Genomic DNA, 21,628 nt, shown 5'->3' on the forward strand with positions numbered 1-21,628 from the left:
GGCGCGCTCTCGAGCCCTCGAGCGCGCCGTCAGCGCGCGCCAGCGGTGGAGCGTCGGCAGCACGCGATAGTGGTCGGGTGTCGGCAGCACGCGACAGCGGTTGTGGAGACCGTGGCCGGCCGATTGACATGGCGGGTGCGTCGACTCGAGCGGTCCCACACTCGACACAGCGAGTCACGGTGAACCGGCACGTCGGGCAGAACCCGGGTGAGAAAACAGAGCGAGGGACACCAAAACCGACGCTCAGTGGATTCCGATGTACGCTTCCTGGATGTAGTCGTTATCCTGGAACTCGTCGGCCGGCCCCGCGAGTTCGATCTCGCCGGTCTCGAGCAGGGCCAGGCGTTCGGCGTGGCGAAGCGCGAACGTCGAGTTCTGTTCGGCGAGCAAGATCGTGAGCCCTTCGTCCTCGTTCAGCGTCTCGATGGCGTCGTTGATGTCCTCGATGATGATCGGCGCGAGTCCGAGCGTCGGTTCGTCTAACATGAGGAGGTCGGGGTCGCTCATGAGCGCCCGACCGATCGCGAGCATCTGCTGTTCGCCGCCGCTCATCGTCTCGGCTTCCTGCTCGCGGCGTTCGTCCAGTCGCGGGAACAGGTCGTAGACCATCTCGAGGTCCCGCTTGACGGCCTCGCGGTCGTCGCGGAACTGTGCGCCCATCTGGAGGTTCTCGTGAACCGAGAAGAACGGGAAGAGGTCCCGGTCCTCGGTGCAGTAGACGAGGCCGTCGGTGACGATGTCTCGAGGGGAGACGGTCGCGAGGTCGATCCCGTCGTAATGGATGGCCCCTTCGTAGTCGACGAAACCCGCGATGGCGTTCAGCATGGTCGTTTTGCCGGCCCCGTTCGGGCCGATGACGCCGTAGATTTCGCCGGGCTCGATCGACAGCGAGACGCCTTTCAGGGCGTGGGACTTGCCGTAGTAGACGTGCAGGTCCTCGATCTCGAGGTGTGGGTCGGAGTCCGCCATCTACATCGCCTCCGAGCTGCCGAGGTAGGCGCGTCTGACCTGATCGTTCTCGGCGATCGCCTCGGGATCTCCGGCGGCGATTTTGGTTCCGTTGTGAATCACGACGACGCGGTCGACGAGCCGCATGAGTCCACCCATGTTGTGATCGACGACGATCATCGTCATTCCGGCGTCACGAAGCTCCTCGAACTTCTCGACGAGACCGTCGATCTCCTGTTGGTTCATCCCCGCAAACGGCTCGTCGAGCAACATCATTTCGGGGTCAGTCGCGAGTGCCTTTGCGACCTCGAGTCGGCGGACATCCGCGTGAGGGAGTTCGTCGGGCTGTTCGTGGAGTTTGTCCTCGAGGTCGAGTCGGGCGGCGTAGTTGAAAATTTCGTCGTCGCTGGCACCGCCGCGAATCGACGTGACACTGTTGGGGAGGGTGAACAGTTTGATGTTCGCTCCGACGGTCATGGCGTCGATCGGGTTCGATTCCTGTGAGACCCGTGCAAGACCGTTTTCGACGACCTCGTGGGTTTTCAGGTCGGTGATCTCGTCGCCGTCGAAGTGAATCGAGCCGTCGGAGACGGTGTAGCGGCTCATCGTGCAGTTGAACACCGTCGACTTTCCCGAGCCGTTCGGGCCGATCAGGCCGACGATCTCGCCGCGATCGACCGAAAGCGAGAGGTCGTCGACGGCGACCAGTCCACCGAAGCGTTTCGTCAGTCCATCGAGTTCGAAGAAGCTCATTCGTCGTCACCTCCGTCGGCACGGCCTCGGTCGCCGAGGATGTGCCAGAGTTTGCGGAACAGTCCGTCCCGGGCGAACACCAGGACGAGCAATACGACGGTCCAGAGTGCGACCCAGCGGCCGGTCACGCCGAAGACACCGAGTACCTCCTCGCGGAGGACGATCACGAGGAAGGCCCCGCCGATCGGCCCGAGGATCGAACTCATACCGCCGACGACGGCCATCGCGATGATCTCGATGCTTCGATCGACGAGCAGGAAGTTCAGCGGATTGACACTGCCGTAGAAGTGTGCGAGTAAGACGCCGCCAACACCCATCGGGATCGAACTCAGCACGAACGACCAGATTTTGAACTTGGTCGTGTCGATGCCGGCGGCCGCGACCGCCTCTTCGTTCTCCCGGATGGCGATCAGAATCATTCCCACGTTCGATCGCGCGACGTACAGCAACGCCACCGCGATCACCAGCATCGGGACGAGCATCACGTAGTACCGTGTGACTGGATCGAACGTGGTCACCTGTGCGCCCGCGAGCTCGAACTCGATCCGACCGACGCGCTGGCCGAGTTCGCCGCCGGTGTAGCCGCTGAACGCATAGGTCAGCTGATAAAATATCAGTCCGGCAACGAAGGTGACTAACGAGAAGTACGGTCCCCGGAGTCGAAGCGAGGGAATGGCGATCACTAGACCGATGACGAGCGCCGCGAACACCGAGATCGGGGCCGTAACGAGGAACGGGAGATCCGGATTGACGTGTGCCACCAGCATCGCGGTGGTGTAGGCGGCTCCGCCCGAGAGGACAGCGTGACCGAAGCTGATGTACCCCGTGTAGCCGCTCTGGATGTCCCACGCCATCGCCAGGATCGCCCAGATCGACGCGAGCGCGAGCGTCCGGAGGAGCCCCCCGGCACCGAGCAGCGACGTCCAGACCGGTGCGGCCAACAGGACGACGAGCGAGCCGATCAACAGCGCGAACTGCGGACCGTTGAGTTCGCCGAAGAGGTGCCCGAACCGGTCGTTGTAGCCGTCGGCGACCGACTCGAGCGAGCCACCGGTTTGCGTATCGCTACTCATGGACCCACTCCCTCCCGAACAGTCCCTGTGGCATCACGAGCAGGACGATCACGAGGACGACCAGCGAGAACGTGCCACGAAAGCCCGAGCCGAGCAGCGTGACGGTCAGCGTCTCGAGGTAGCCGATCAGGTAGGCGGCGACGATCGACCCCTTGATCGAGCCGATGCCGCCGATGACGACGATGATGAACGCGAGTGCCAGCGGATCGAGCCACATCGTCGGACTCGTCTGCTGGAGCGTCCCGATGAAGACGCCAGCGAGCCCGGCAAGTGCGCCCGCGATCAGCCACGTCTTGGCTTTCACCGACGGGAGATCGACCCCGGTCAGTTGGGCACCGCGCTGACTCATCGACGTCGCGAGAATCGACCGTCCGTCGTCCGTCCGCGTGACGTAGTACCATAACAGGCCGATCGCCACCCAGGAAGTCACGAACGCGACGATCTCGAGGTTCGTCACCCTGAGTCCCACGCTCTGTCCGGAACTTCCGGGAGCGAGGTTCACGAGTCCCCGAGGGCTCGAGGAGAAGGCGACGATGGCCAGTTCGGCGAGGATCAACGCGACGACCAGCGTCGCCAGAAATGTGATCACCGGGTTGTCCTCGATGTACTCCACGAGGCCGACGTACAGGCCGTACGATGCGACCGCACCGACCGCGATGGCGACGGCGAGGCCAGCGATCGGCGGGATCGCGAGGAACTCGACCGTCGAAGACGACGTGACCACGAGAAAGCCGTAGGCGCCGAGCATGATGAGCCCGCCGTGAGCGAGGTTCAATACCCCGCCGACTCCGAAGATCATGGTGAACCCGATCGCGATCAACGCGTAGATGGCACTGATCATCGCCCCCGTTACCAGGAACGAACCGATAGCCCCGAGCATAGCTCACAACCACTCTGGGGTGATGTGGTCGGCGCTCGCGAGGTGCTCGGGGTAAACGCACTCGAACTCACCCTCGTCTTGCCACTGGGTCACCGGGAAGTTGGTGATTACCCCGTCGTCGTCCGTCGTCTCCCGGACGTCGTGAGGGTAGTCTTCGTCGGGCCCGTAGAATTCGATCTCGCTGGCTGCACCCTCGTGGTCGGTCTCGAGCAACTCGTCGACGATCGTATCGATGTCGGCCTGGTAGTCTACCGTCCCCGCGCGTTCGACGGCGTCCTTGTAGATGAAGACCGCGTCGTACGTGTTGAACCCCATGTACATCGGCAAGCTAGGCCGGTCGTCGCCGTACTCCTCGACGTAGGCGTCGACGAACGGCCCCGTCTCCGACGTGATGTCGGCCGCACCGGCGGCACCCGACTGGGAGATCGTCTCGTACAGTGCTGCCCCTTCGGAGTCGTCCCAGAACTCGGGGGACATTCCGGGGACGTGAATCCCCTCGATTGCGAACTCGTACTCGTTTTCACGCCAGTTGACGAGCATGCCGGTGCCGACGTTGTGTGCGAAAAACCGGAAGACAGCATCTGCGTCTGCGTCGTCGATGTCGCTGTTGACTGGCGCCCAGTCGTCGGTGCCCGGCGCCAGCCGGTCTTCGTGGACGACGTCGAGGCCAGCGTCCTCGAGCGCGTCCGGGAGGTTGTCCGAGAACGGTTCCGTCCAGGCGGCGTCGTCGGCGATGTGTGCGAACTGCGTCCAGCCGTACTCGTCGGCGAGGAACTCGGCGTAATCGACCATCCCCTCAGCTTGCAGATCGGAGTTGATCGGCCCCGATCTGAAGATGTTTTTAAACCGGTCGTAATCTTCGGCGACCGTATCGGTGACCGTCACCGGATCGGCCGATCCAGTGATCAAAAACGGCACGTCTACGTCCGCGACGTAATCGGTGATTCCCTGCATCACCTCGGTGACGAACGTTCCGATGATGACGTCGACGCCGTCTTGTTCGACCATTTCTTCGGTCGCAGTCAGTGCCTCGCCCGGATCACCGAGCGAGTCGACCGAGACGAGTTCGACTTCCCGATCCATGATGCCGTCTTCGTCGTTGAGCTGGTCGACCGCTAGCTGGGCGCTGTTTTCAGACCCGGCACCCATATCTTGCTGAAGCGGCCCGATGTGGCCGACCCTGATCAGGTCGTCTTCGTCTCCGAGACAGCCCGCGAGCGTCGTTGCGACTGCACCGGCCCCGGCTGCACCGAGGAAGGTCCGTCGATCGAGTGAGAATTTCCGTTCGTTTCTATGGCCGGAATTTTCGGTATTGTTGTTAGTCATAGTCCACCACTCAGTTAGCGATTTACGCCTCTCTGTTTCGGTTCCCACATATTAAACATGGTGGTAGTTAATATCATGCAATCAGAACACAGTGTCTCGACGACCGATTTCACGGATCAATAACAGTCAGTCACGGCTAACCCGACAGTGTACGGCCGCTATCGGACCGACTCGAACAACAGACGAATCCTCGCGACAAAACCCCACCAGAAGACGGAGTGCCGTCTTCGGCTCCACTACTCGAGAACAGACCTCATCGGCTCGGCCGACCCTCGGTATCGACGGCACGGTCGAGAAGTCGGTACTCGCCGCCCTCGAGGGCGAGCACGCCCTCGTGACGGAGGTGGTCGAGGTGGGCGTAAGCCTCGCCGGGCCCGTGGAGGATGTGGATGCCCGAAAGCTCACCGAAGAGGTGGTCGCTGACGGTCCAGGCGTCACAGGGGCCGTGCGTTCGGAGTACCCCGAGCACCCGATCGGTTCGCTCGCGGTGGTGGTCGAGTATCGTCTGCGCCCGATCGGCGGGCGCGTCGATCGGATCGCGGTGGCCGGGCCATACCCGATCGTAGCCGCGGTCGACGAGTCGCTCGAGGGTCGTTCGATACGTCTCGAGCGGTCGGTCGACCCGGACGTCCGCCCCACCGATGTTCGGGGTGTAGACCGGGAGAACGGCGTCGCCGACGAACGCCTCGCGACTGTCAACGGCGACGTCGGCCCCGTCAGGACCCGATTCCGGCGCGTCGTGAAGCTCGAAACAACAGTGCCCTGCTGTGTGTCCCGGCGCGTGGACCGCCTCGAGTCGCCAGGTGCCGAGTTCGAGCACGGTCCCGTCTTCGATCGGCGTCACGTCAGCTGGCTCGCCCTCGATCTCGCTCGCCGCATCCAGAAACGACTGCAACTCCGCCTGCAAAGCGTCGGGAACGCCCCACGTATCCAGTAGCTCCCGGCGACGGGCGTGTAGCTCCTCGAGGGCGTCCTCGTCCCCGGCGACGATCGGTGCATCGGCCTCGTGGACGTAGACCGCCGCGTCGCTTTCGGCCTGAATCTCGCCGGCCAGGCCCGCGTGGTCGACGTGGTAGTGGGTGAGGACGATTGCGTCAACGTCGGCGAACGCGTAGCCGCAATCGGCGAGTCCGTCCCGGAGTTGCGACCGCACCCCGGGCGTCGCGATACCCGTATCGACCAGCGCGAGATCGTCGCCGTCGGCCAGCACGTAGGCGTTGTTACGCCCCTCGAACTCCTCGTTTCCCAGCGTGATTCGGTCCATGTGAAAAGGCCACTCGGTGTCGACGGATAACTCGCCTGGTACCGGCACATCCCCGATCGAGAACGAACGGGATCGAACCGCCGACTGGTCGTGGAGTCAGAAAACGAGCCGAATCGAGAGCCACTCAATCGTGTGGCTCGCGGTCGTCGCTTAGCCGTCGAGTTCCGCCCGTAACAACTGGTTTACGTCGCCCGGATCGGCGCTGCCGCCGGTCTTTTGCATGACCTGGCCCACGAGGAAGTTGATCGCGCCGTCGTCGCCCGACTCGTAGTCGGCGACGGCCTCGGGGTTCTCGTCGATGGCCTCGAGGACGGCCGCCTCGACCGCACCGTCGTCGGTCTTGCCGAGTCCCTCGGCCTCGACGATCGCGTCGGGCGCCTGTCCGTCGTCGAGCATCGTCCGGAGGACGACCTCCTTTGCGTTTTTCGCCGTGATCTCGTCGGTGGCGACGAGTTCGACCAGCCGGTGAAGCTCCTCGAGTCGGTCGTCGACGTCCGTAATCTGCATGTCGCGGTAGTTGAGCTCACCGAGCAGTTCGTCGGCGACCCAGGTCGCGGCCAGATCGGGGTCGAACTCGCCCGCGACGTCCTCATAGAAGTCGGCGACCTGTTTCGTGGAGGTGAGTTTCGAGGCAGCCTCCTCGCTCAGACCGTACTCGTCCTGGAAGCGCTCGCGTCGAGCGGTGGGAAGTTCCGGAATCGCGATCTCGTCTTTCCAACCCGAGACGCGAAGGGGCGGCAGGTCTGCCTCCTCGAAGTAGCGGTAGTCTTTCTCTTCTTCTTTCGAGCGCATCGAGACCGTGATTCCGCGTGCTTCGTCCCAGTGGCGGGTCTCCTGTTCGACCACGCGGCCACGCTGGATGGCGTTTTTCTGGCGGGTCTCCTCGTAGGCCAGGGCCTTCTCTGCGCCCTTGTGACTCGAGATGTTCTTGACCTCCGTGCGATTGGCCGCAGCGAGTGCGTCCTCACCGATCTCGTCGACGTCGTCGCCGTCTATCTCAGCCTCGGGGATGATCGAGAGGTTGGCGTCGATCCGCAAGCTGCCGTCGCGCTCGGCGTCGAAGACGCCCAGGTACTCGAGGACTTCCTCGAGTTCGGCGAGAAACGCCCGTACTTCGCTGGGGCTGCGAAAGTCAGGTGCGGTGACGATCTCCATCAGGGGCGTGCCTGCGCGATTGTAGTTGACCAGCGTGTAGTCGGCGGTGTCGATGCCGCCGCCGACGTGCTGGAGGCTCCCTGGGTCCTCTTCTAGGTGTGCGCGCTCGATCGTGATCGTCCGGCGGGTGCCCTCGACCGAGACCTCGAGTTCGCCGTCGGCACAGATCGGCTCGTCGTACTGGGTGATCTGGAAGTTCTTCGGCAGGTCGGGATAGTAGTAGTTCTTGCGGTGAAAGCGGGTCTCCTCGGGAATCTCGGCGTCGATCGCTTTCCCGATCTTCACGGCGGCTTCGACGGCGGCCTCGTTCAGCACGGGAAGCGCACCGGGCAGGCCGAGACAGACGGGACAGACGTTCTCGTTTGGCTCGTCGGTCTGGGCGGTCGAACAGCCACAGAAGATCTTCGTCTCGGTCTCCAGTTGGACGTGGACCTCGAGGCCGATGACGGTCACGAGGTCGCCCTGCTGGACGGTTTGGGCAGTCATTGACGGTCGGTTCGACCCGCCGGGGGTAAAACGTAACGGGACGGGCTCACGGGCGACTCGAACGCGAGTCGTCGGTGACAGCCGTACCCAGGGAGGGTGAGCGGCTACTCGAGCGCCGCGGCGACGGCTTCGATCGGCGTCGGCGGCTCTTCGGTCGCACCGGGCTTGTCGCCGAGTTGGGTCCGACAGGAGGCACCGGGGGCGACAACGCGCTCGCCGGGGCTCTCATCGACCTGCTCGTAGAGGACCGACCCGATGGCCTTGCTCATCGAGTAGTGTTCGGCCTCGTAGCCGAAACTCCCGGCCATCCCACAGCACGTCGAGTCGAGCGGATCGACCGCATACCCGGCCCGGCGGAGGACGCCAACGGCGTGGTGGTCTTTCGCGTGGGCCTTCTGGTGGCAGTGGCCGTGATAGGCGATGTGCTCGTCGGGGGCGTCGAACTCGAGGTCGCGATCGAGGTCGAACCGATCGAGGTACTCACAGACGCCGTAGGTGTTCGCCGCGACGGTCTCGACTTCGGAGTGATCGAACAGGTCGAGGTAATCCGACTGGACCATAACGGCGTCGGAAGGCTCGATCAGGACGATGTCGTAGCCATCTTCGACGTAGGGGTGGAAGTCGTGGACCGCATCGTTCGCCTGCTCGGCTGCCGCTCCGAGCATCCCCTTGGAGTAGGCCGGTCGGCCGACGTCACACGGATCGGCCACCTCGACGTGGACGCCCGCCGCCTCGAGCACCTCGAGAGCGGCCTCGCCGGCCTCGGGATACTCGTGGTTGGTGTAAATGTCGGGGACGAGCAACGCCTTCCGGGTGGCCGTCGTGGCTGGCACGGCCGGATAGTGTCCCGCGACGCGTTTGGCGAACGTGTCCCGGCGGAACGTCGGCAGATCGCGCTCGCTCGAGATGCCGAGCACTTTTTCGGCAATGAGGCCGCTGCCGGGGAGGGTCGAGGCCCAGTTCGAGACGGGTGCGGTGGCGGAGCCGAGTTTCGCGAGCGTCTCGAAGTTCGCGAACAGGTGATCACGAAGCGAGGTGCCGTGGCGCTTGTGGTGTTCGTAGGAGACTTCGGCTTTGAGCTTCGCGAGGTCGACTCCGCTCGGACAGTCGTGTTTACAGCCTTTACAGCCGATACAGAGGTCGAGTACCTCGTGGACGAACTCCTGGTCGGTCGGGTCGTCTGGGAGGTTGCCGTTCATCGCCTGGCGAAGCATGTTCGCCCGCCCGCGCGTCGAGAGGATCTCTTCGTCTTCGGCGCGGAAGGTCGGACACATCACGCCGCCGGTGGTCGACTGCTCGCCGCGACAGCCCGCACAGCCGTGACAGAGTTCGGCCATCCCCTGAAAGCCGTTGTCGTTGTCCCACTCGAGGACGGGCTCGAAACCCGGATTGAAACTGTAATCGGGCCCGAAGCGGTGGTTCTCTTTCATGTCCGTCGGGTTCTCGTCCCGGAAGACGACCTGGCCGGGATTGAGCAGCCAGTCGGGGTCGAACGCGGACTTGAGTTCCTGGAACGTCTCCCACATCTCGTCGCCGTAGAGCTTGCGATTCCACTGCGTCCGGGCACGGCCGTCGCCGTGTTCGCCCGAGACCGAGCCGTCGTACTTGACGACGAGGTCGGTCACGTCGTCGGTGATCGCCTCCATCTCCTCGAGGCCATCTTCGGTCTTCGTGTTCACGAGCGGGCGGATGTGGAGCACGCCCGGACCAGCGTGGGCGTAGAAGCTCGCGTACGTCTCGTGGTCCTCGAGGACGTCCTGGAAGTCCGCGACGAAATCCCGGAGGTTCTCCGGCGGGATGCCGGTGTCCTCGATAAACGCGACGTGTTTCTCGTCGGTCGTCCGCGAGAGCAAGATCGGGAGGCCGGACTTGCGGAGCTTCCAGATCTTCGACCGGCTGTCGGCGTCGTAGGCCTCGATCGCGTCGAACGCGAGGGCATCGGCCTCGAGCGTCAGTCGCTCGTCCTCGTCGTCGGCTTCGCCGTCGGGCTCGACCGATGGACACCGATCTGCGAGCAGGTTCGCGACCTTTCGCTTGCCGTCGTCGACGTCGTCGGCGTAGAACTCGACCACTAACACGGCGGTCGTCCCGTCGGGGAGCAGGTTGGTGACGGGCTCGAACTCGGGTGTCTGGCGGGCGAGGTCGATCATCACGTCGTCGATTACTTCGACCGACGCCGGATCGTGTTCGACGATCGGTGCAACGTCGTCCATCGCGTCGAGCACCGTCTCGTAGGCGAGCAGCGTCATGCTCTTCTCGTTCGGGATCGACTCGAGGTCGACCGTCGCCTCGGTGACGATGGCGAGCGTTCCTTCGCTGCCACAGAGGAGTTTCGCGAGGTTGACCGTCCCGCCGTCAGCGTCGGGTTCGCCGACGCCGCGTTCGGCACCGCGGGCGTCCTCGACCAGCCAGTCCAGGTTGTACCCCGAAACGTTGCGCTTCAAGTCGGGGTAGACCTCCTCGATCAGGTCGCCTTGCTCGTCGAGGACGCGGGCGACTTCGGCGTAGATCGCCGACTCGAGATCGTCGCCGTCGGCCAGTTCGGGCAGGTCCTCGAGGTCGACTTCGCCGAAGGTCGTGACGGTGCCGTCGGCGAGGACGACCTCGACTTCCTCGACGTAGGCGTCGGTCTTGCCGTACTGCAGGGAGTGCGCCCCCGTGGAGTTGTTGCCGATCGCCCCGCCGAGTGCGCTTTTGTCGCCCCAGGCCGGGTCGGGAGCGAACTTCAGGTCGTGGGGAGAGAGCGCCTCGTTCAGTGTCTCGAGGTAGATACCGGTCTGGGCGGTCGCTCGACGGGCGTCGGGATCGATGTCGACGACGCCGTCCATGTGTTTCGTGAAGTCGAGGACGACGGCCTCGTTGACCGTCTGGCCGGCGAGACTCGTCCCACCGCCTCGAGGAAGGACGGGAATCTCGTTGTCGGCACAGTAGGTGACCACGGCAGCGACGTCTTCGGTCGATCGCGGGAAGACGACGCCGATCGGCGTCACCTCGTAGATGCTCGCGTCGGTCGCATACAGCTGTCTCGAGTAGCTGTCGAATCGGACCTCGCCGTCGACGCGGTGCTCGAGGTCGGCGACGAGGTCGGGTCGTTCGACGTCGTCGCTCCGATAGTCGTAGTTCGCGTTTGGATCGTTCGCTGGGTCGCCGCCGGTTGGTGGTGTGATCGTCATTTGACGTCTGGAGAGTCGGTATGTTTCGTCCGTTTGTTCTGCATCCGTTAGTTGTGCGTCGATACGTTCGTGAGAGAGAGTTACGAGCGGAGCCTTAGAAGAGCGTCGGGAAGAGCACGTAGACGAAAATTGTCGTAAGGATCCCCCCGACGAGCAGATAGTACGCGACAGGGATGAGATTAAGTCGCACGACGCGGCCGGTTTTACCGACCAGTCCGACCGTCGCCAGCGCCGCGATCACGTTGTGGATCGCGATGACGTTCCCGATGGCACCGCCGATGGCCTGTGCGCCGACCAGGATCTGCGTCGGCATGCCGAGACTCTGTGCGACCTCGAACTGGAAGGCGCTGAAGGTGATGTTGCTGACGGTGATCGAGCCAGCGATGAACGCACCGAGTGCGCCAACGGCAGGCGCGATCATCGGATACGCAGGGCCGATCCCCGCCGCCGTCGCATCGGCGAGGACGACGATCATGCTGCCGTCAGGGACGGACGCCACGGCCGCGCCGTTGTCGACGTGAGCGTCGGTCTCGAGCATGATCTCGACCATCGCGATAACGAAGACGAGCGCGATCGCCGGCGAAACGATCTTGCTCCCGGCTTCACGCCAGGCACCGGCGACTTCGTCGCGGCTCATCCCGAACAGTGGGATGGCGATGACCGCGCTGAGTGCGAGCCACGTTCCGGGGACGTACGCCCATCCGATCTCGCCGCCGAGGCCGGTGCCGAGGATTTCGTTCCACTCGATGGCCACACCGAGGACGAACTGGCCGACGCCGGTCTCGAGCGGCAACAGGAGGCCAGCTTGCAGGTAGTCGGCGATGGGTTCGATCACGCGCGTCCCGATCAGCAGTCCGACGAGGATGAGGTAGGGAGACCACGCACGCAGCATCGACATCGGCTGGCTGTCGGTCGTTTCGGTGGCCGTCTCGCTGCTCCCCGGTTCGATGGTGCCGACCCAGTGGTCGGGCCACTCCTCGCGGGGTGGGAACTCCCACGTATCGGACGGCTCGAAGTACCCAGCACGAAGGGCCGTCACGACGATTGCACCGCCGACCATCGCGGCGATCAGCGATGGGAGTTCGGGGCCGATAAGCCAGGCCGTCGCCGCGTACGGGATAGCAAAGACGACGCCGGAGAACAGACAGAGCGGCAAGACGCCTTTGACCGGCGCGAGCGATCGGTCGTCGGGGTCGCCGAAGAAGTAGACGACCATCCCGACAGCAAAGAGGGGCATCAACACGCCGAGAATGCCGTTGAAGAGTGCGGCCCAACCCGCCGCCTCGGCAGCGTACGCGCCGACGGACTCGTATCCGCCCTCGACGATCGTTCCCTCGACACTACCGAGTGGCTGCTGGAAGCCAACGATGATCGGGGTCCCGACGGCACCGAACACCGTCGCGACTGCGTGGCCGATCAGTGCCGCAACGACCGCTGCGAGCGCCGGGAAACCCAGCGCGAGCATCAACGGCGCGACGACGGCTGCGGGCGTTCCGAAGCCGGCGACGCCCTCGATGAACGTCGCGAGGAAAAAGGCGAGCAGAACGACCTGGACGCGCCGGTCCTCGCTGATCGAGGCGAAACCGTTGTTGATCGTATCGACCGCGCCCGAGCGCATCAATGTATACAGTAACACGAGCGCGCCGAAAACGATCCACAGAATCTCGATCGCCGCCATGCCGCCGCGGATACTCGCCGCAGCGATCCACTCGAGCGGCATGTCCCAGACCGCAAAGCCGACCACGGCGGCGACGAGCCACGCCACCGGCATCGCCCTCGAGGCCGGCCACAGCAGGCCAACGAGCAAGACCGCGACGACGACCAGCGGTGACAGCGCCGTCGCGATTTCGACGAGACTTGTCATTCCATCCACCTCCGCCGCCGACAGGTGTCGAACCGTACGCCATCTCTCGGCCGATCGCCCGGTCGTTGAACGAAGAACATCGTTCTCGCTTCGTGAGGGAGATCCCGTATAATTATCGAATACTATTCCAATCGTTCATTAAATTTCAATATATTGCGTTCGATGGTGAGAGAAGACTGGGCAAACGTTCGGCGAACAGAACAGTGAAGCGTTCGGGGTCGAACCACTGACGTATGAGCGCCGACTCACCGTCCCCGGTCGAGCGATTCGAAACGTCACTCGACGCCCTCGAGGTCTCGGTCACTCGAGTCGAGCCACGCACGTTCGACGAGGCCCTCCGAGACGTCGTTCTCGATCCCGAGACCGTCGTCGGAACGCCGTTACCGTTCGATTCGGTCTCGTTGCCCGACTGGGTCGACGACGAGCCGACCCCGGCGACTCTCGAGGCCGCGACGACCGGCGTCACCGCTGCGTCACTCGGCGTCGCCGACTACGGGAGCGTCGTCCTCCCGGGGACGCCCGACGGCAGCGAACCGGTCAGTCTCTTTCAGGACCTCCACGTCGCCGTGCTCCGGCGGTCGGATCTGGTCGGAGACATGCGGACGGCAATCGAACGCCTCGGGCCGCAACTGCGCGAGGGCCACAGCGCCATCGTCGCGACCGGGCCCAGCGCGACGGCCGACATGGGGGCACTCGTCAAAGGCGCACACGGACCGAAGGACGTCCACGTCCTCCTGCTCGAGGACGGAGGTGCGGCCGATGAGTAGCGACACCGGTCGCGGGGCGAAAGCCGACCGCATCCGCCACCTACTCGAGACCGAAGGCCCTGCCGTCGAGGCGAACACGCTCGGATTCAATCAGGGGCGATACGACTCGGTCGCCGACCTCGAGGACTACGAGGCGCTGAAAGCCGAAGCGCGAGCGATCAAAGAAGACGCCATCGAACGACTGCCAGAGCTGCTCGAAGAGCTTCGAGAGACGGTCGAAGAAAACGGCGGGACGGTCTATCTCGCCGACGACGCCGCAGACGCCAACCGGTACATCCGCGAGCTCGCGAGCGAGAACGAAGCCGAGCGCGTGGTCAAGTCCAAATCGATGACCAGCGAGGAACTCGAGGTCAACGAGGCACTCGAGGCGGACGGCGTCGACGTCGTCGAGACGGACCTCGGCGAGTGGGTCCTCCAGGTCGCCGACGAGGCCCCCTCCCATATCGTCGCGCCGGCGATCCACAAATCCCGCGAGGAGATCGCCCGCCTCTTCAACGCGGAGTTCGATCCTGAGGAGCCACTCGAGACCGCCGAAGAGCTGACGATGTTCGCCCGCGAGCAACTGGGCGAGTTGATCCGCGAAGCCGACATCGGCATGACGGGGGCGAACTTCATCACCGCCGACTCCGGCACGATCATGCTGGTGACCAGTGAGGGCAACGCCCGGAAGTCGGCCGTCGTTCCGGACACCCACGTCGCCGTCGCCGGCCTCGAGAAGGTCGTCCCGTCGGTCGAAGATCTCGCGCCGTTCATCGAGCTGATCGGCCGCTCGGGGACGGGCCAGGACATCACCTCTTACATCTCGCTGCTGACGCCGCCAGTCGACTCTCCAGTCGTCGATTTCGACGACCCCGACGTCGCCTTCGCCGACCGCGAGGACGACCGCGACTTTCACCTCGTGTTGATCGACAACGGGCGACTCGAGCTGCGTGAGGACGACCAGCTTCGCGAGACGCTCTACTGCATCCGCTGTTCGGCGTGTGCGAACACGTGTGGGAACTTCCAGTCGGTCGGCGGCCACGCCTTCGGCGGCGAGACCTACTCCGGCGGCATCGCCACCGGCTGGGAGGCTGGCGTCCACGGCTACGAAAGTGCCGCCGAGTTCAACGATCTCTGTACGGGCTGTAGCCGGTGTGTCGAGGCCTGTCCCGTCGAAATCGACATCCCCTGGATCAACACCGTCGTCCGCGACCGGCTCAACCGTGGCGGCGAGGACGGCCAGTTCGACTTCCTCTACGACGAACTCGTGCCCGACGAGGAGTCCGGTGGCCCCGCCCTACAAAAACGGCTGTTCGGGAACTACGAAACGCTCGCGAAACTCGGCTCCGCCACCGCGCCCGTCTCGAACTGGATGGCGGGGCTCGGACCCGTCCGGACGCTCATGGAACGAACCGTCGGCGTCGACAGCCGACGCCCACTGCCGGCGTTCCAGCGCGAGACGCTTCGGAACTGGCACGAAAAGCGCGGCTCGCGCGTCTCCGCGGCCGACGCCAACCGGGAAGTCGTCCTCTATCCCGACGTCTACACTAACTACATCGACGTCGACCGCGGGAAAGCCGCCGTCCGCGTACTCGAGGCACTGAACGTTCACGTCCGGGTCCCCGACGTTCCCGGGAGCGGCCGTGCACCGCTTTCCCAGGGGATGATCGCCACCGCCGACGAGAAAGCGAGTCGCGTCTACGCGGCCCTCGCCGAACACGTCGACGCCGGTCGCGACGTCGTCGTGATCGAGCCAAGCGACCTCGCAATGTTCAGAAACGAGTACGAGAAGCTGCTCCCCGAGCAGTCGTTCGAGCGCCTCAGCGACGTGAGTTACGAGGTCCTCGAGTACGTCTACGGGCTGCTCGAGAACGGGGCCGACCCGACGGCGCTGCGAACCGACGGCCCGGAACTGGCCTATCACTCCCACTGCCAGCAACGCACCCTCGGCCTCGACGCCTACACGCGAGCCGTCTTCGACGAACTCGAGTACGACGTCCTCGAGAGCGAGGTGGAGTGCTGTGGGATGGCCGGCTCGTTCGGCTACAAAGAACAGTACTACGAGCTCAGCATGGACGTCGGCGAGCGACTCGCCGAGCAGTTCACGACGCCCGAGGCGAGCGACCGCCTCGTCGTCGCCAGCGGCACCTCGTGTGAGGACCAACTCGACGACCTGCTCGCTCGTGACGCCGTCCACCCTGTCGAAGTCCTCGACCCACGCTCTCGGCACCACTGATCGCCGTGCGCGAGATCGTCGCCGTCTCGGGACGGTGGCTGGCACAGTAGATCGCAGACCGGTGGCTGGCACAGTGAAGCCTTCGACACCCCTGACGAAACGTTCGACGCGACGATGCTCTCGAGCCACGCCAGTAGCGCCGGCAGCGGTCCAGAACCCCGGTTCGTTGAGGATCGAAGCGGTAACCAAATCTGTCCGGCCGGTCCGAGAGTCGAGCTACCGTGCGTCCTCGAGTTCCTCGAGCGCCGCGGGGTTCTCGATGCTACTCAGATCGCCTAACTCCTCACCGGCATAGACGCTCTCGATGGCTCGTCGAATAATTTTACCCGACTGGGTCTTCGGGAACGCGTCGACGAACAACACTTCGCGCGGGCGGAACGGCTTGCCGAGTTCGTCGCCGACCTGCGCACGCAGTTCCTCCCGGAGGTCGTCCGTTTCCTCGCGTCCGTCCTCGAGGATGACGTAGGCGACGACCGCCGTTCCCGTCGTATCGTCTGGCGCGCCGACGGCCGCAGCCTGGGTAACCGCCTCGTGGTCGATGAGCGCGCTTTCGACCTCCGCGGGGCCGACTTTACGACCGGCGACGTTCAGCGCGTCGTCGGCCCGCCCGTGGAGGAACCAGAAGCCGTCGGCGTCCTTCTGGGCCCAGTCGCCGTGGTTCCACATGTCCTCGAATCGCGACCAGTACTCCTCGAGGTAGCGCTCGTCGCCCGCCCACAGGGATTTGGTCATCGAGGGACAGGAGTCACGGGCGACGAGATAACCGCGTTCGGTGTCTTCCATGATCGACTCGCCCGTGGCGTCGACGACGTCGATGTCCATCCCGAGGCCAGGGCCGCCGAGCGTACACGGTTTGAGGGGTTCAGTCGGCATCGGCATCAGGAAACAGCCACAGATCTCCGTTCCACCGGAGATGTTGATGATGGGACACTCGCCGCCGCCGACGTGCTCGTAGAACCACTGCCAGGATTCGGGGTCCCAGGGCTCACCCGTCGAGCCGAGGATGCGAAGCGAGGAGAGGTCGTGGCCCGAGAACCAGTCGTCATCGTGTTTGCGGAGCGCACGGATGGCCGTCGGCGAGATGCCGAACTGCGTGAGTTGGTGCCGGTCGATCAGCTCCCAGAACCGATCGGGCTGGGGGTAATCGGGTGCACCCTCATACATGAAGACCGTGCCACCGAAGGTGTGGGTGCCGATGAGCGTCCACGGGCCCATCATCCAGCCGATGTCCGAAACCCAGAAGAACCGGTCGGCGGGTTTGAGGTCGAATCCGAAGTGCAACTCCTTGGCACACTGCAGTTGCACGCCAGCGTGGGTGTGGACGATCCCTTTCGGTTTCCCCGTCGTTCCCGACGAGTACAGTAGCATCGACTCCTGGCTCGAGTCCAGCGATTTGGTGTCGTATCCATCGGCTGCCGACTCGACGGCGTCGACCCACCACTCGTCGCGCTCGTCGGACCAGGGTATCTCGTGTTCGGTGTTCGAGTCGCTCTGCTCGTGGGTCGCTTCGCTCTCCGCTCGTTTTCTCGAGGCGGGTTGGGCCTCGCTCCCCAACCTGTCGAAGACGATCGTGTGCTCGACGTGACCCGCCTGCTCGATCGCTTCGTCGGCCGACCGCTTCAGATAGACCGGGTCGCCCCGTCGGAGGAACCCATCGCCGGTGAAGAGTACCGAACACTCGGCGTCCTCGATGCGGGTCGCCGCCGCGTCGACGCCAAACCCGGAGAAGATGGGGACGGCGATCGCGCCGACTTTGAAACAGCCATAGAGGATCGAGACGACCTCCGGCACCATCGGCATGTAGAGGCCCACGGTATCACCCGTCTCGATCCCGCGTTCCTCGAGCGCGTTCGCCACCTGATTCGCCCCGCGGTGGAGTTCGTGGTAGGTGACCTCGCGAACGGTCCCGTCCTCACCTTCCCAGATGGTCGCGACCTTGTTCCGGCGTTCTTCGTCGACGGCCGCGTGGCGGTCAACGACGTTGTGTGCGAGGTTGAGTTCACCGCCGGGGTACCAGTCGGTGAACTGCGGGCCATCGCTGTTGTCTCTCACGGCATCGTACTCCTCGTAAAACTCGATGTCGAGGTAGTCGACGAGTTCGCCCCAGAACCAGTCGACGCCCGATTCATCGACGCCCTCGAGCTCGGTCGTCGTGCGTTCGATCAGCGCCTCGTAGTCGTCGATGCCGTACGCCTCCATGAACGCGGCGACGTTCGTCGACTCGACGAACTCGTCGCTCGGCTCGTGGACCACGTCGTCGACGTCCTCGAGTGAGGTATCTCCTGACATAGGTTCACTCGTAGGTAAGCGTCATGCCCCCATCAAACAACAGGTCGTCGCCGTCGAGGTGGGACCCGAGATCCGAAACGCCGATCAAAAAGAGGTTGACGACGTCGATCGGCTCCATCATAGATACCACAGCGCGGATACCCGCGACTTTAGGCGCGGGAGGAAGCGCGTCACTCCGTCAGTCAGTCCTCGCGCAACGGCCCGTCGGAATCCAACCCCTTCGCACCACGAAGCAAGATTCCTTTCCACGTCATTCCGTGCGAGTCCTTTATCTCGCTCAGTCGTTCGTACTGTTCCTCGTTGTCGATCTCTATCTTTATGTAGCGCACACATATCTGTAACACTTCCGTTGCATTTATGACTCACGGTTCTGTACCCGTAGTTGTGACGACGACCGCCACGAAAACGCTTGAGGCCACGCTCGCCCCGCCCACAACAGGCAAAGAGCAACGCCTCGAGCGAACCGTGGCGACCTACTGCCGTGCGCTCTCGGACGCTTTTGAGAGTGGCGCAGATACGCAGAACGCGGTCAACGATGTCGTCACGCCGTACACGCTCACGTCCTACGCTAAAGACGCGCTCAAGAACTACGTCCCGCAACTCCGAGACACCTACAACGCCTCGGAACTCGACGACGACCACCCCGTTCGCTTCACGAATCGGGGCTTCCGGATCGATCACTCCGACGAACGTGAACACGAGTTCTGCTGGCGCGTTCCACAGGCTGGGCGTGGCAACGCCTTCTGGATTCCACTCAGGATCAACCCGGAACAGGAATCGCTGTGGCTCGACCTGCTCGACGAGAGCATGACAGTCGGCGAGTTCCGACTGCAACAGCACCGAACGAGCTGGGTGTTGCACGTCACCGTCGAGTACGAAGTGACCGAACCAGAGACACCGGACAACCCGACTCGAATCGGCTTCGATATCGGCGAGTCCAAACTTCTGACGGGCTGTGCCTATCAGAACAACACTCCCACCCAACCCTACATCTACGACGGAGGACGTGCTCGAGCACTCCGTAAGGAGATGCACACAACGCTCAAGCGTCTGCAAGAGCGCAACGCTGAGCAGTGGCGCGTAGACGAACGCTTCGACCACTACCAGAACGCCCTGACGGACATCGTCGAGAAGGCGTCTCGAGAAGCCGTCGAGTACGCCGAGTCCTTCGAGGACCCAGTGATCGTACTCGAGGACTTGTCGTACATCCGGGAGAATCTGGACTACGGCAAGTACATGAACCGACGCTTGCACTCGTGGGCGTTCGCTCGGCTCACCGACCGCATCGAGGACAAGGCCCTCGAAGCCGGTATCCCAGTTGAGTTCGTGAACCCTCGCTATACGAGTCAGACGTGCCACGCTTGCGGACACATCGGTTCTCGTGGATCTCAATCGGAGTTCAAGTGTACGAACGTAGAATGTTGGGTGTCGGAGTACCAAGCGGATATCAACGCAGCAGCAAACATCGCTAATCGCTTTGACCCGTGGGGAGAGAGCGTTCCTTGGAAACTGGAACGCGATGACTCGCCACGGGATGGGAGCACCCTTGACAGTGCCACGGCCCACCGCGAGTCGAGTGCGAGACCCGCACAAACGACGCTCACGGAGTGGGGCTGAAACCTCTCCAGTAGCAGGCTGGATTCCCCATGCTGGGGATTCCCCTGCCTTTAGGCAGGTGGAGGATGTCAATTCCGTACCGCGGGATTGGCCGGGCATCACGTCCTCGATCACCTCGTCGACGCTGATGCCGCGTTGTTGGGCCGTATCCTCGAACTGGTCGATCACGAGCTGGATCTTGAGGTACCCGGTGCTGACCGAAAACGCCTGAATAAGCCCCTCGCCTTCGGTTGCAATCGGCTGGGTCAACCCCGTAGACCGAGCTACGTTGCTATCCCGAAAACCGCGTTCCGATGAACCTACGACGCAGTGAACGCAAGATCCTCCAGGGCGCGCTATCGGCGCTCGAGCAGATGGACGGCGACGAGTTCTAACGGCCGCCAGACGCTCGAGACGATCGACGCCGATATCTGGCTGATAGCCGCCGGGATAGATCCTGTGAGCCGCTTTCGGGTGCTCGCTCGAACGAGATCAGCGGTGAGACCGATCGGCTACGGCCACGGGAGCGATACCGCGAGGTCGACGAGCCCCCAGGCAACCGCGGTCAGTGCCACCAGATAAAGCGCGTTGCCAATCGTCGAAAAGAGGAGGAACCGCCGGGTGTGATAGTTGCTCAACCCCGCAGGGATGCTCATCAGGGATCGGATGCCCGGAATCGCGTTCGTGAGAGTGAGTGCCCAGCCGCCGAAGCGGTCGAACAACTGACTGACGAGTCGCATGCGTCGTTCCCCGACCCGTTCGCGGACGAGAAACGGGATTCGATCGACGTACGGGAGTCGCGCTCTGATTCCTATGAGTGCCGAACTCTCTTCGTTGAATCCGCGATAGAGGGTGAACTGGCCGAGTGTCGCCGCGACCGTCGAAAGCGCTGCGATTACGAGCACCTCTCCTTGCGTCGGGCCTACGAGCGCAACGTACGCGACATAAAGCGCTGCCGGCGGCGTAATCTTGCCGATCACCATCCCGTCGAGATAAAAGAGCACCAGCACGAGCGGCACGGCGAGCGCCTGCAAGAGGAGGACAATCGACTCGACGCTCGGAAACACACTGTGTTCGTCCAACGGCGCGCCAAAAACGTTACCGGTCAGCAAATCCGCCCGTCGGCGGCGAGTGGTGCCTCGAGTGGCTACTCGCCGCCGCCTTGCATCAGCAACTGATACTCTCGTCTTCGATCCCACGGGAGGCTCCGGCCGTCCAGATCGGAAGCCGAAAGTTTTCCTCGACGGTCATTCCGGTAAAGAGGTCGCGGTTCTCGGACTGGGAGCTGATTCCCCGCCGAGGGATCAATTCAGGCTGCATATCGAGTAGCTCACCACGGTTGGACCGGATCGGACCGTTCACGACAGGTGTCAGGCCCATTATCGACCGGAACGTCGAGGTCTTACTAGCTCCGTTTCTGCCAACGAGCGCGACGGCTTCGCCCTCGCCGGCCTCGAGGTTCTGACGTTCAGTGACGACGATAATGCATCAGCTCAGTTAATTATGTCTGACGTACGTTTATGTGGACGGGAACAGGCCTAGGAGGTATGTCTAACAACCGCGTCGAGCAACTCGAGTCGACGGTTACCGAACTCGAATCGACCGTAGAGGGTCTGACGGACGAGCTCATCGAGGCCAAAGAACGCATTCGCGTGCTCGAGGCCGAACTCGACACGGAGACACCGACGCGCGTTCCAGAACGCCGCAACGAGTCGGCCGAGGAGGCAACGGAAGCAGCACCAGACGACGTCGCGGAAGCCGCCGCAGAAGCTGACGCAAGTGACGAAAGCGGCGACGAAGCGGAAGACTCACTAAGCGACGATATCATCGTTGCATAAC

15 protein-coding genes and 3 pseudogenes are annotated in these 21,628 nt (G+C 63.5%); 4 read left to right on the top strand and 14 right to left on the bottom strand.

The annotated features are described in order from the left end of the window. Positions 1–243 precede the first annotated feature (243 nt). The 9 genes from AArc1_RS14620 to AArc1_RS14660 form a co-directional block, all read right to left on the bottom strand. The gene (locus AArc1_RS14620; RefSeq protein WP_117365063.1) at positions 244–969 is read right to left on the bottom strand and encodes an ABC transporter ATP-binding protein; all 726 of its coding nucleotides are present in this window, start codon (positions 967–969) and stop codon (positions 244–246) included. Continuing rightward, positions 970–1,701, bottom strand: coding sequence for an ABC transporter ATP-binding protein (locus AArc1_RS14625; protein ID WP_117365064.1), 732 nt, complete (start codon positions 1,699–1,701; stop codon positions 970–972). Further along, on the bottom strand, positions 1,698–2,774 hold the full coding sequence (locus AArc1_RS14630; protein WP_117365065.1) for a branched-chain amino acid ABC transporter permease: 1,077 nt from the start codon (positions 2,772–2,774) through the stop codon (positions 1,698–1,700). The genes AArc1_RS14625 and AArc1_RS14630 overlap by 4 nt, the downstream gene beginning before the upstream one ends. Next, positions 2,767–3,654 carry a branched-chain amino acid ABC transporter permease gene (locus tag AArc1_RS14635; protein WP_186336609.1) on the bottom strand — a complete coding sequence of 296 codons (888 nt, stop codon included), beginning with the start codon at positions 3,652–3,654 and terminating at the stop codon, positions 2,767–2,769. Before AArc1_RS14635 ends, AArc1_RS14630 begins: the two co-directional genes overlap by 8 nt. 3 nt (positions 3,655–3,657) lie before the next feature. Beyond that, the gene (locus AArc1_RS14640; RefSeq protein ID WP_117365066.1) at positions 3,658–4,980 is read right to left on the bottom strand and encodes an ABC transporter substrate-binding protein; all 1,323 of its coding nucleotides are present in this window, start codon (positions 4,978–4,980) and stop codon (positions 3,658–3,660) included. A 253-nt stretch (positions 4,981–5,233) separates the two neighbouring features. Beyond that, positions 5,234–6,244 carry an MBL fold metallo-hydrolase gene (locus tag AArc1_RS14645; protein ID WP_117365067.1) on the bottom strand — a complete coding sequence of 337 codons (1,011 nt, stop codon included), beginning with the start codon at positions 6,242–6,244 and terminating at the stop codon, positions 5,234–5,236. Between the two features lie 150 nt (positions 6,245–6,394). Next, a complete protein-coding gene (gene gatB / locus AArc1_RS14650) occupies positions 6,395–7,885 on the bottom strand; it encodes an Asp-tRNA(Asn)/Glu-tRNA(Gln) amidotransferase subunit GatB (protein WP_117365068.1) in 1,491 nt (496 codons plus the stop codon). A 104-nt stretch (positions 7,886–7,989) separates the two neighbouring features. Beyond that, positions 7,990–11,058 carry an FAD-binding and (Fe-S)-binding domain-containing protein gene (locus AArc1_RS14655; RefSeq protein ID WP_117365069.1) on the bottom strand — a complete coding sequence of 1,023 codons (3,069 nt, stop codon included), beginning with the start codon at positions 11,056–11,058 and terminating at the stop codon, positions 7,990–7,992. A 94-nt stretch (positions 11,059–11,152) separates the two neighbouring features. Further along, positions 11,153–12,922 (bottom strand): L-lactate permease, encoded by a 1,770-nt coding sequence (locus AArc1_RS14660; RefSeq protein WP_117365070.1) that lies wholly within the window; start codon positions 12,920–12,922, stop codon positions 11,153–11,155. Between the two features lie 233 nt (positions 12,923–13,155). Here AArc1_RS14660 and AArc1_RS14665 point away from each other — a divergent pair, with 233 nt between their 5' ends. After that, on the top strand, positions 13,156–13,689 hold the full coding sequence (locus AArc1_RS14665; RefSeq protein ID WP_117365071.1) for a LutC/YkgG family protein: 534 nt from the start codon (positions 13,156–13,158) through the stop codon (positions 13,687–13,689). Further along, on the top strand, positions 13,682–15,904 hold the full coding sequence (locus AArc1_RS14670) for an LUD domain-containing protein (RefSeq protein WP_117365072.1): 2,223 nt from the start codon (positions 13,682–13,684) through the stop codon (positions 15,902–15,904). The genes AArc1_RS14665 and AArc1_RS14670 overlap by 8 nt, the downstream gene beginning before the upstream one ends. A 216-nt stretch (positions 15,905–16,120) precedes the next feature. Here AArc1_RS14670 and AArc1_RS14675 read toward each other — a convergent pair whose 3' ends face one another. Both AArc1_RS14675 and AArc1_RS14680 read right to left on the bottom strand, forming a co-directional pair. Then, a complete protein-coding gene (locus AArc1_RS14675) occupies positions 16,121–18,193 on the bottom strand; it encodes an AMP-binding protein (protein ID WP_117365073.1) in 2,073 nt (690 codons plus the stop codon). A gap of 4 nt (positions 18,194–18,197) precedes the next feature. Beyond that, positions 18,198–18,323: pseudogene (locus AArc1_RS14680) on the bottom strand (D-beta-hydroxybutyrate dehydrogenase); the annotation flags it as partial. Positions 18,324–18,577: 254 nt separating this feature from the next. Between AArc1_RS14680 and AArc1_RS14685 the strand changes: the two are divergent. Continuing rightward, on the top strand, positions 18,578–19,810 hold the full coding sequence (locus AArc1_RS14685; protein WP_117365074.1) for an RNA-guided endonuclease TnpB family protein: 1,233 nt from the start codon (positions 18,578–18,580) through the stop codon (positions 19,808–19,810). 69 nt (positions 19,811–19,879) lie between these two features. Here the strand turns inward: AArc1_RS14685 and AArc1_RS19410 are convergent. The 3 genes and pseudogenes from AArc1_RS19410 to AArc1_RS14705 form a co-directional block, all read right to left on the bottom strand. After that, a pseudogene (locus AArc1_RS19410) lies at positions 19,880–20,062 on the bottom strand (D-beta-hydroxybutyrate dehydrogenase); the annotation flags it as partial. Between the two features lie 239 nt (positions 20,063–20,301). Continuing rightward, positions 20,302–20,856 (bottom strand): DedA family protein, encoded by a 555-nt coding sequence (locus AArc1_RS14700; protein WP_117365075.1) that lies wholly within the window; start codon positions 20,854–20,856, stop codon positions 20,302–20,304. 115 nt (positions 20,857–20,971) lie between these two features. After that, positions 20,972–21,274, bottom strand: a pseudogene (locus AArc1_RS14705) (ATP-binding cassette domain-containing protein); the annotation flags it as partial. Between the two features lie 62 nt (positions 21,275–21,336). On the opposite strand from AArc1_RS14705, the gene AArc1_RS14710 reads away from it, so the two are divergent. After that, the gene (locus AArc1_RS14710) at positions 21,337–21,627 is read left to right on the top strand and encodes a DUF7518 family protein (RefSeq protein ID WP_117365076.1); all 291 of its coding nucleotides are present in this window, start codon (positions 21,337–21,339) and stop codon (positions 21,625–21,627) included. Position 21,628: the final 1 nt, after the last annotated feature.

The organism is Natrarchaeobaculum sulfurireducens, assembly GCF_003430825.1.
GTDB classification, from domain to species: Archaea; Halobacteriota; Halobacteria; order Halobacteriales; family Natrialbaceae; genus Natrarchaeobaculum; species Natrarchaeobaculum sulfurireducens.

What these genes read in the sequence shown, in the direction of transcription:
- AArc1_RS14675 (WP_117365073.1), bottom strand. Translation starts at nt 18,193, where the DNA reads ATGTCAGGAGATACCTCACTCGAGGACGTCGACGACGTGGTCCACGAG.
- AArc1_RS14620 (WP_117365063.1), bottom strand. Translation starts at nt 969, where the DNA reads ATGGCGGACTCCGACCCACACCTCGAGATCGAGGACCTGCACGTCTAC.
- gatB (WP_117365068.1), bottom strand. Translation starts at nt 7,885, where the DNA reads ATGACTGCCCAAACCGTCCAGCAGGGCGACCTCGTGACCGTCATCGGC.
- AArc1_RS14640 (WP_117365066.1), bottom strand. Translation starts at nt 4,980, where the DNA reads ATGACTAACAACAATACCGAAAATTCCGGCCATAGAAACGAACGGAAA.
- AArc1_RS14625 (WP_117365064.1), bottom strand. Translation starts at nt 1,701, where the DNA reads ATGAGCTTCTTCGAACTCGATGGACTGACGAAACGCTTCGGTGGACTG.
- AArc1_RS14630 (WP_117365065.1), bottom strand. Translation starts at nt 2,774, where the DNA reads ATGAGTAGCGATACGCAAACCGGTGGCTCGCTCGAGTCGGTCGCCGAC.
- AArc1_RS14655 (WP_117365069.1), bottom strand. Translation starts at nt 11,058, where the DNA reads ATGACGATCACACCACCAACCGGCGGCGACCCAGCGAACGATCCAAAC.
- AArc1_RS14660 (WP_117365070.1), bottom strand. Translation starts at nt 12,922, where the DNA reads ATGACAAGTCTCGTCGAAATCGCGACGGCGCTGTCACCGCTGGTCGTC.
- AArc1_RS14710 (WP_117365076.1), top strand. Translation starts at nt 21,337, where the DNA reads ATGTCTAACAACCGCGTCGAGCAACTCGAGTCGACGGTTACCGAACTC.
- AArc1_RS14645 (WP_117365067.1), bottom strand. Translation starts at nt 6,244, where the DNA reads ATGGACCGAATCACGCTGGGAAACGAGGAGTTCGAGGGGCGTAACAAC.
- AArc1_RS14665 (WP_117365071.1), top strand. Translation starts at nt 13,156, where the DNA reads ATGAGCGCCGACTCACCGTCCCCGGTCGAGCGATTCGAAACGTCACTC.
- AArc1_RS14635 (WP_186336609.1), bottom strand. Translation starts at nt 3,654, where the DNA reads ATGCTCGGGGCTATCGGTTCGTTCCTGGTAACGGGGGCGATGATCAGT.
- AArc1_RS14670 (WP_117365072.1), top strand. Translation starts at nt 13,682, where the DNA reads ATGAGTAGCGACACCGGTCGCGGGGCGAAAGCCGACCGCATCCGCCAC.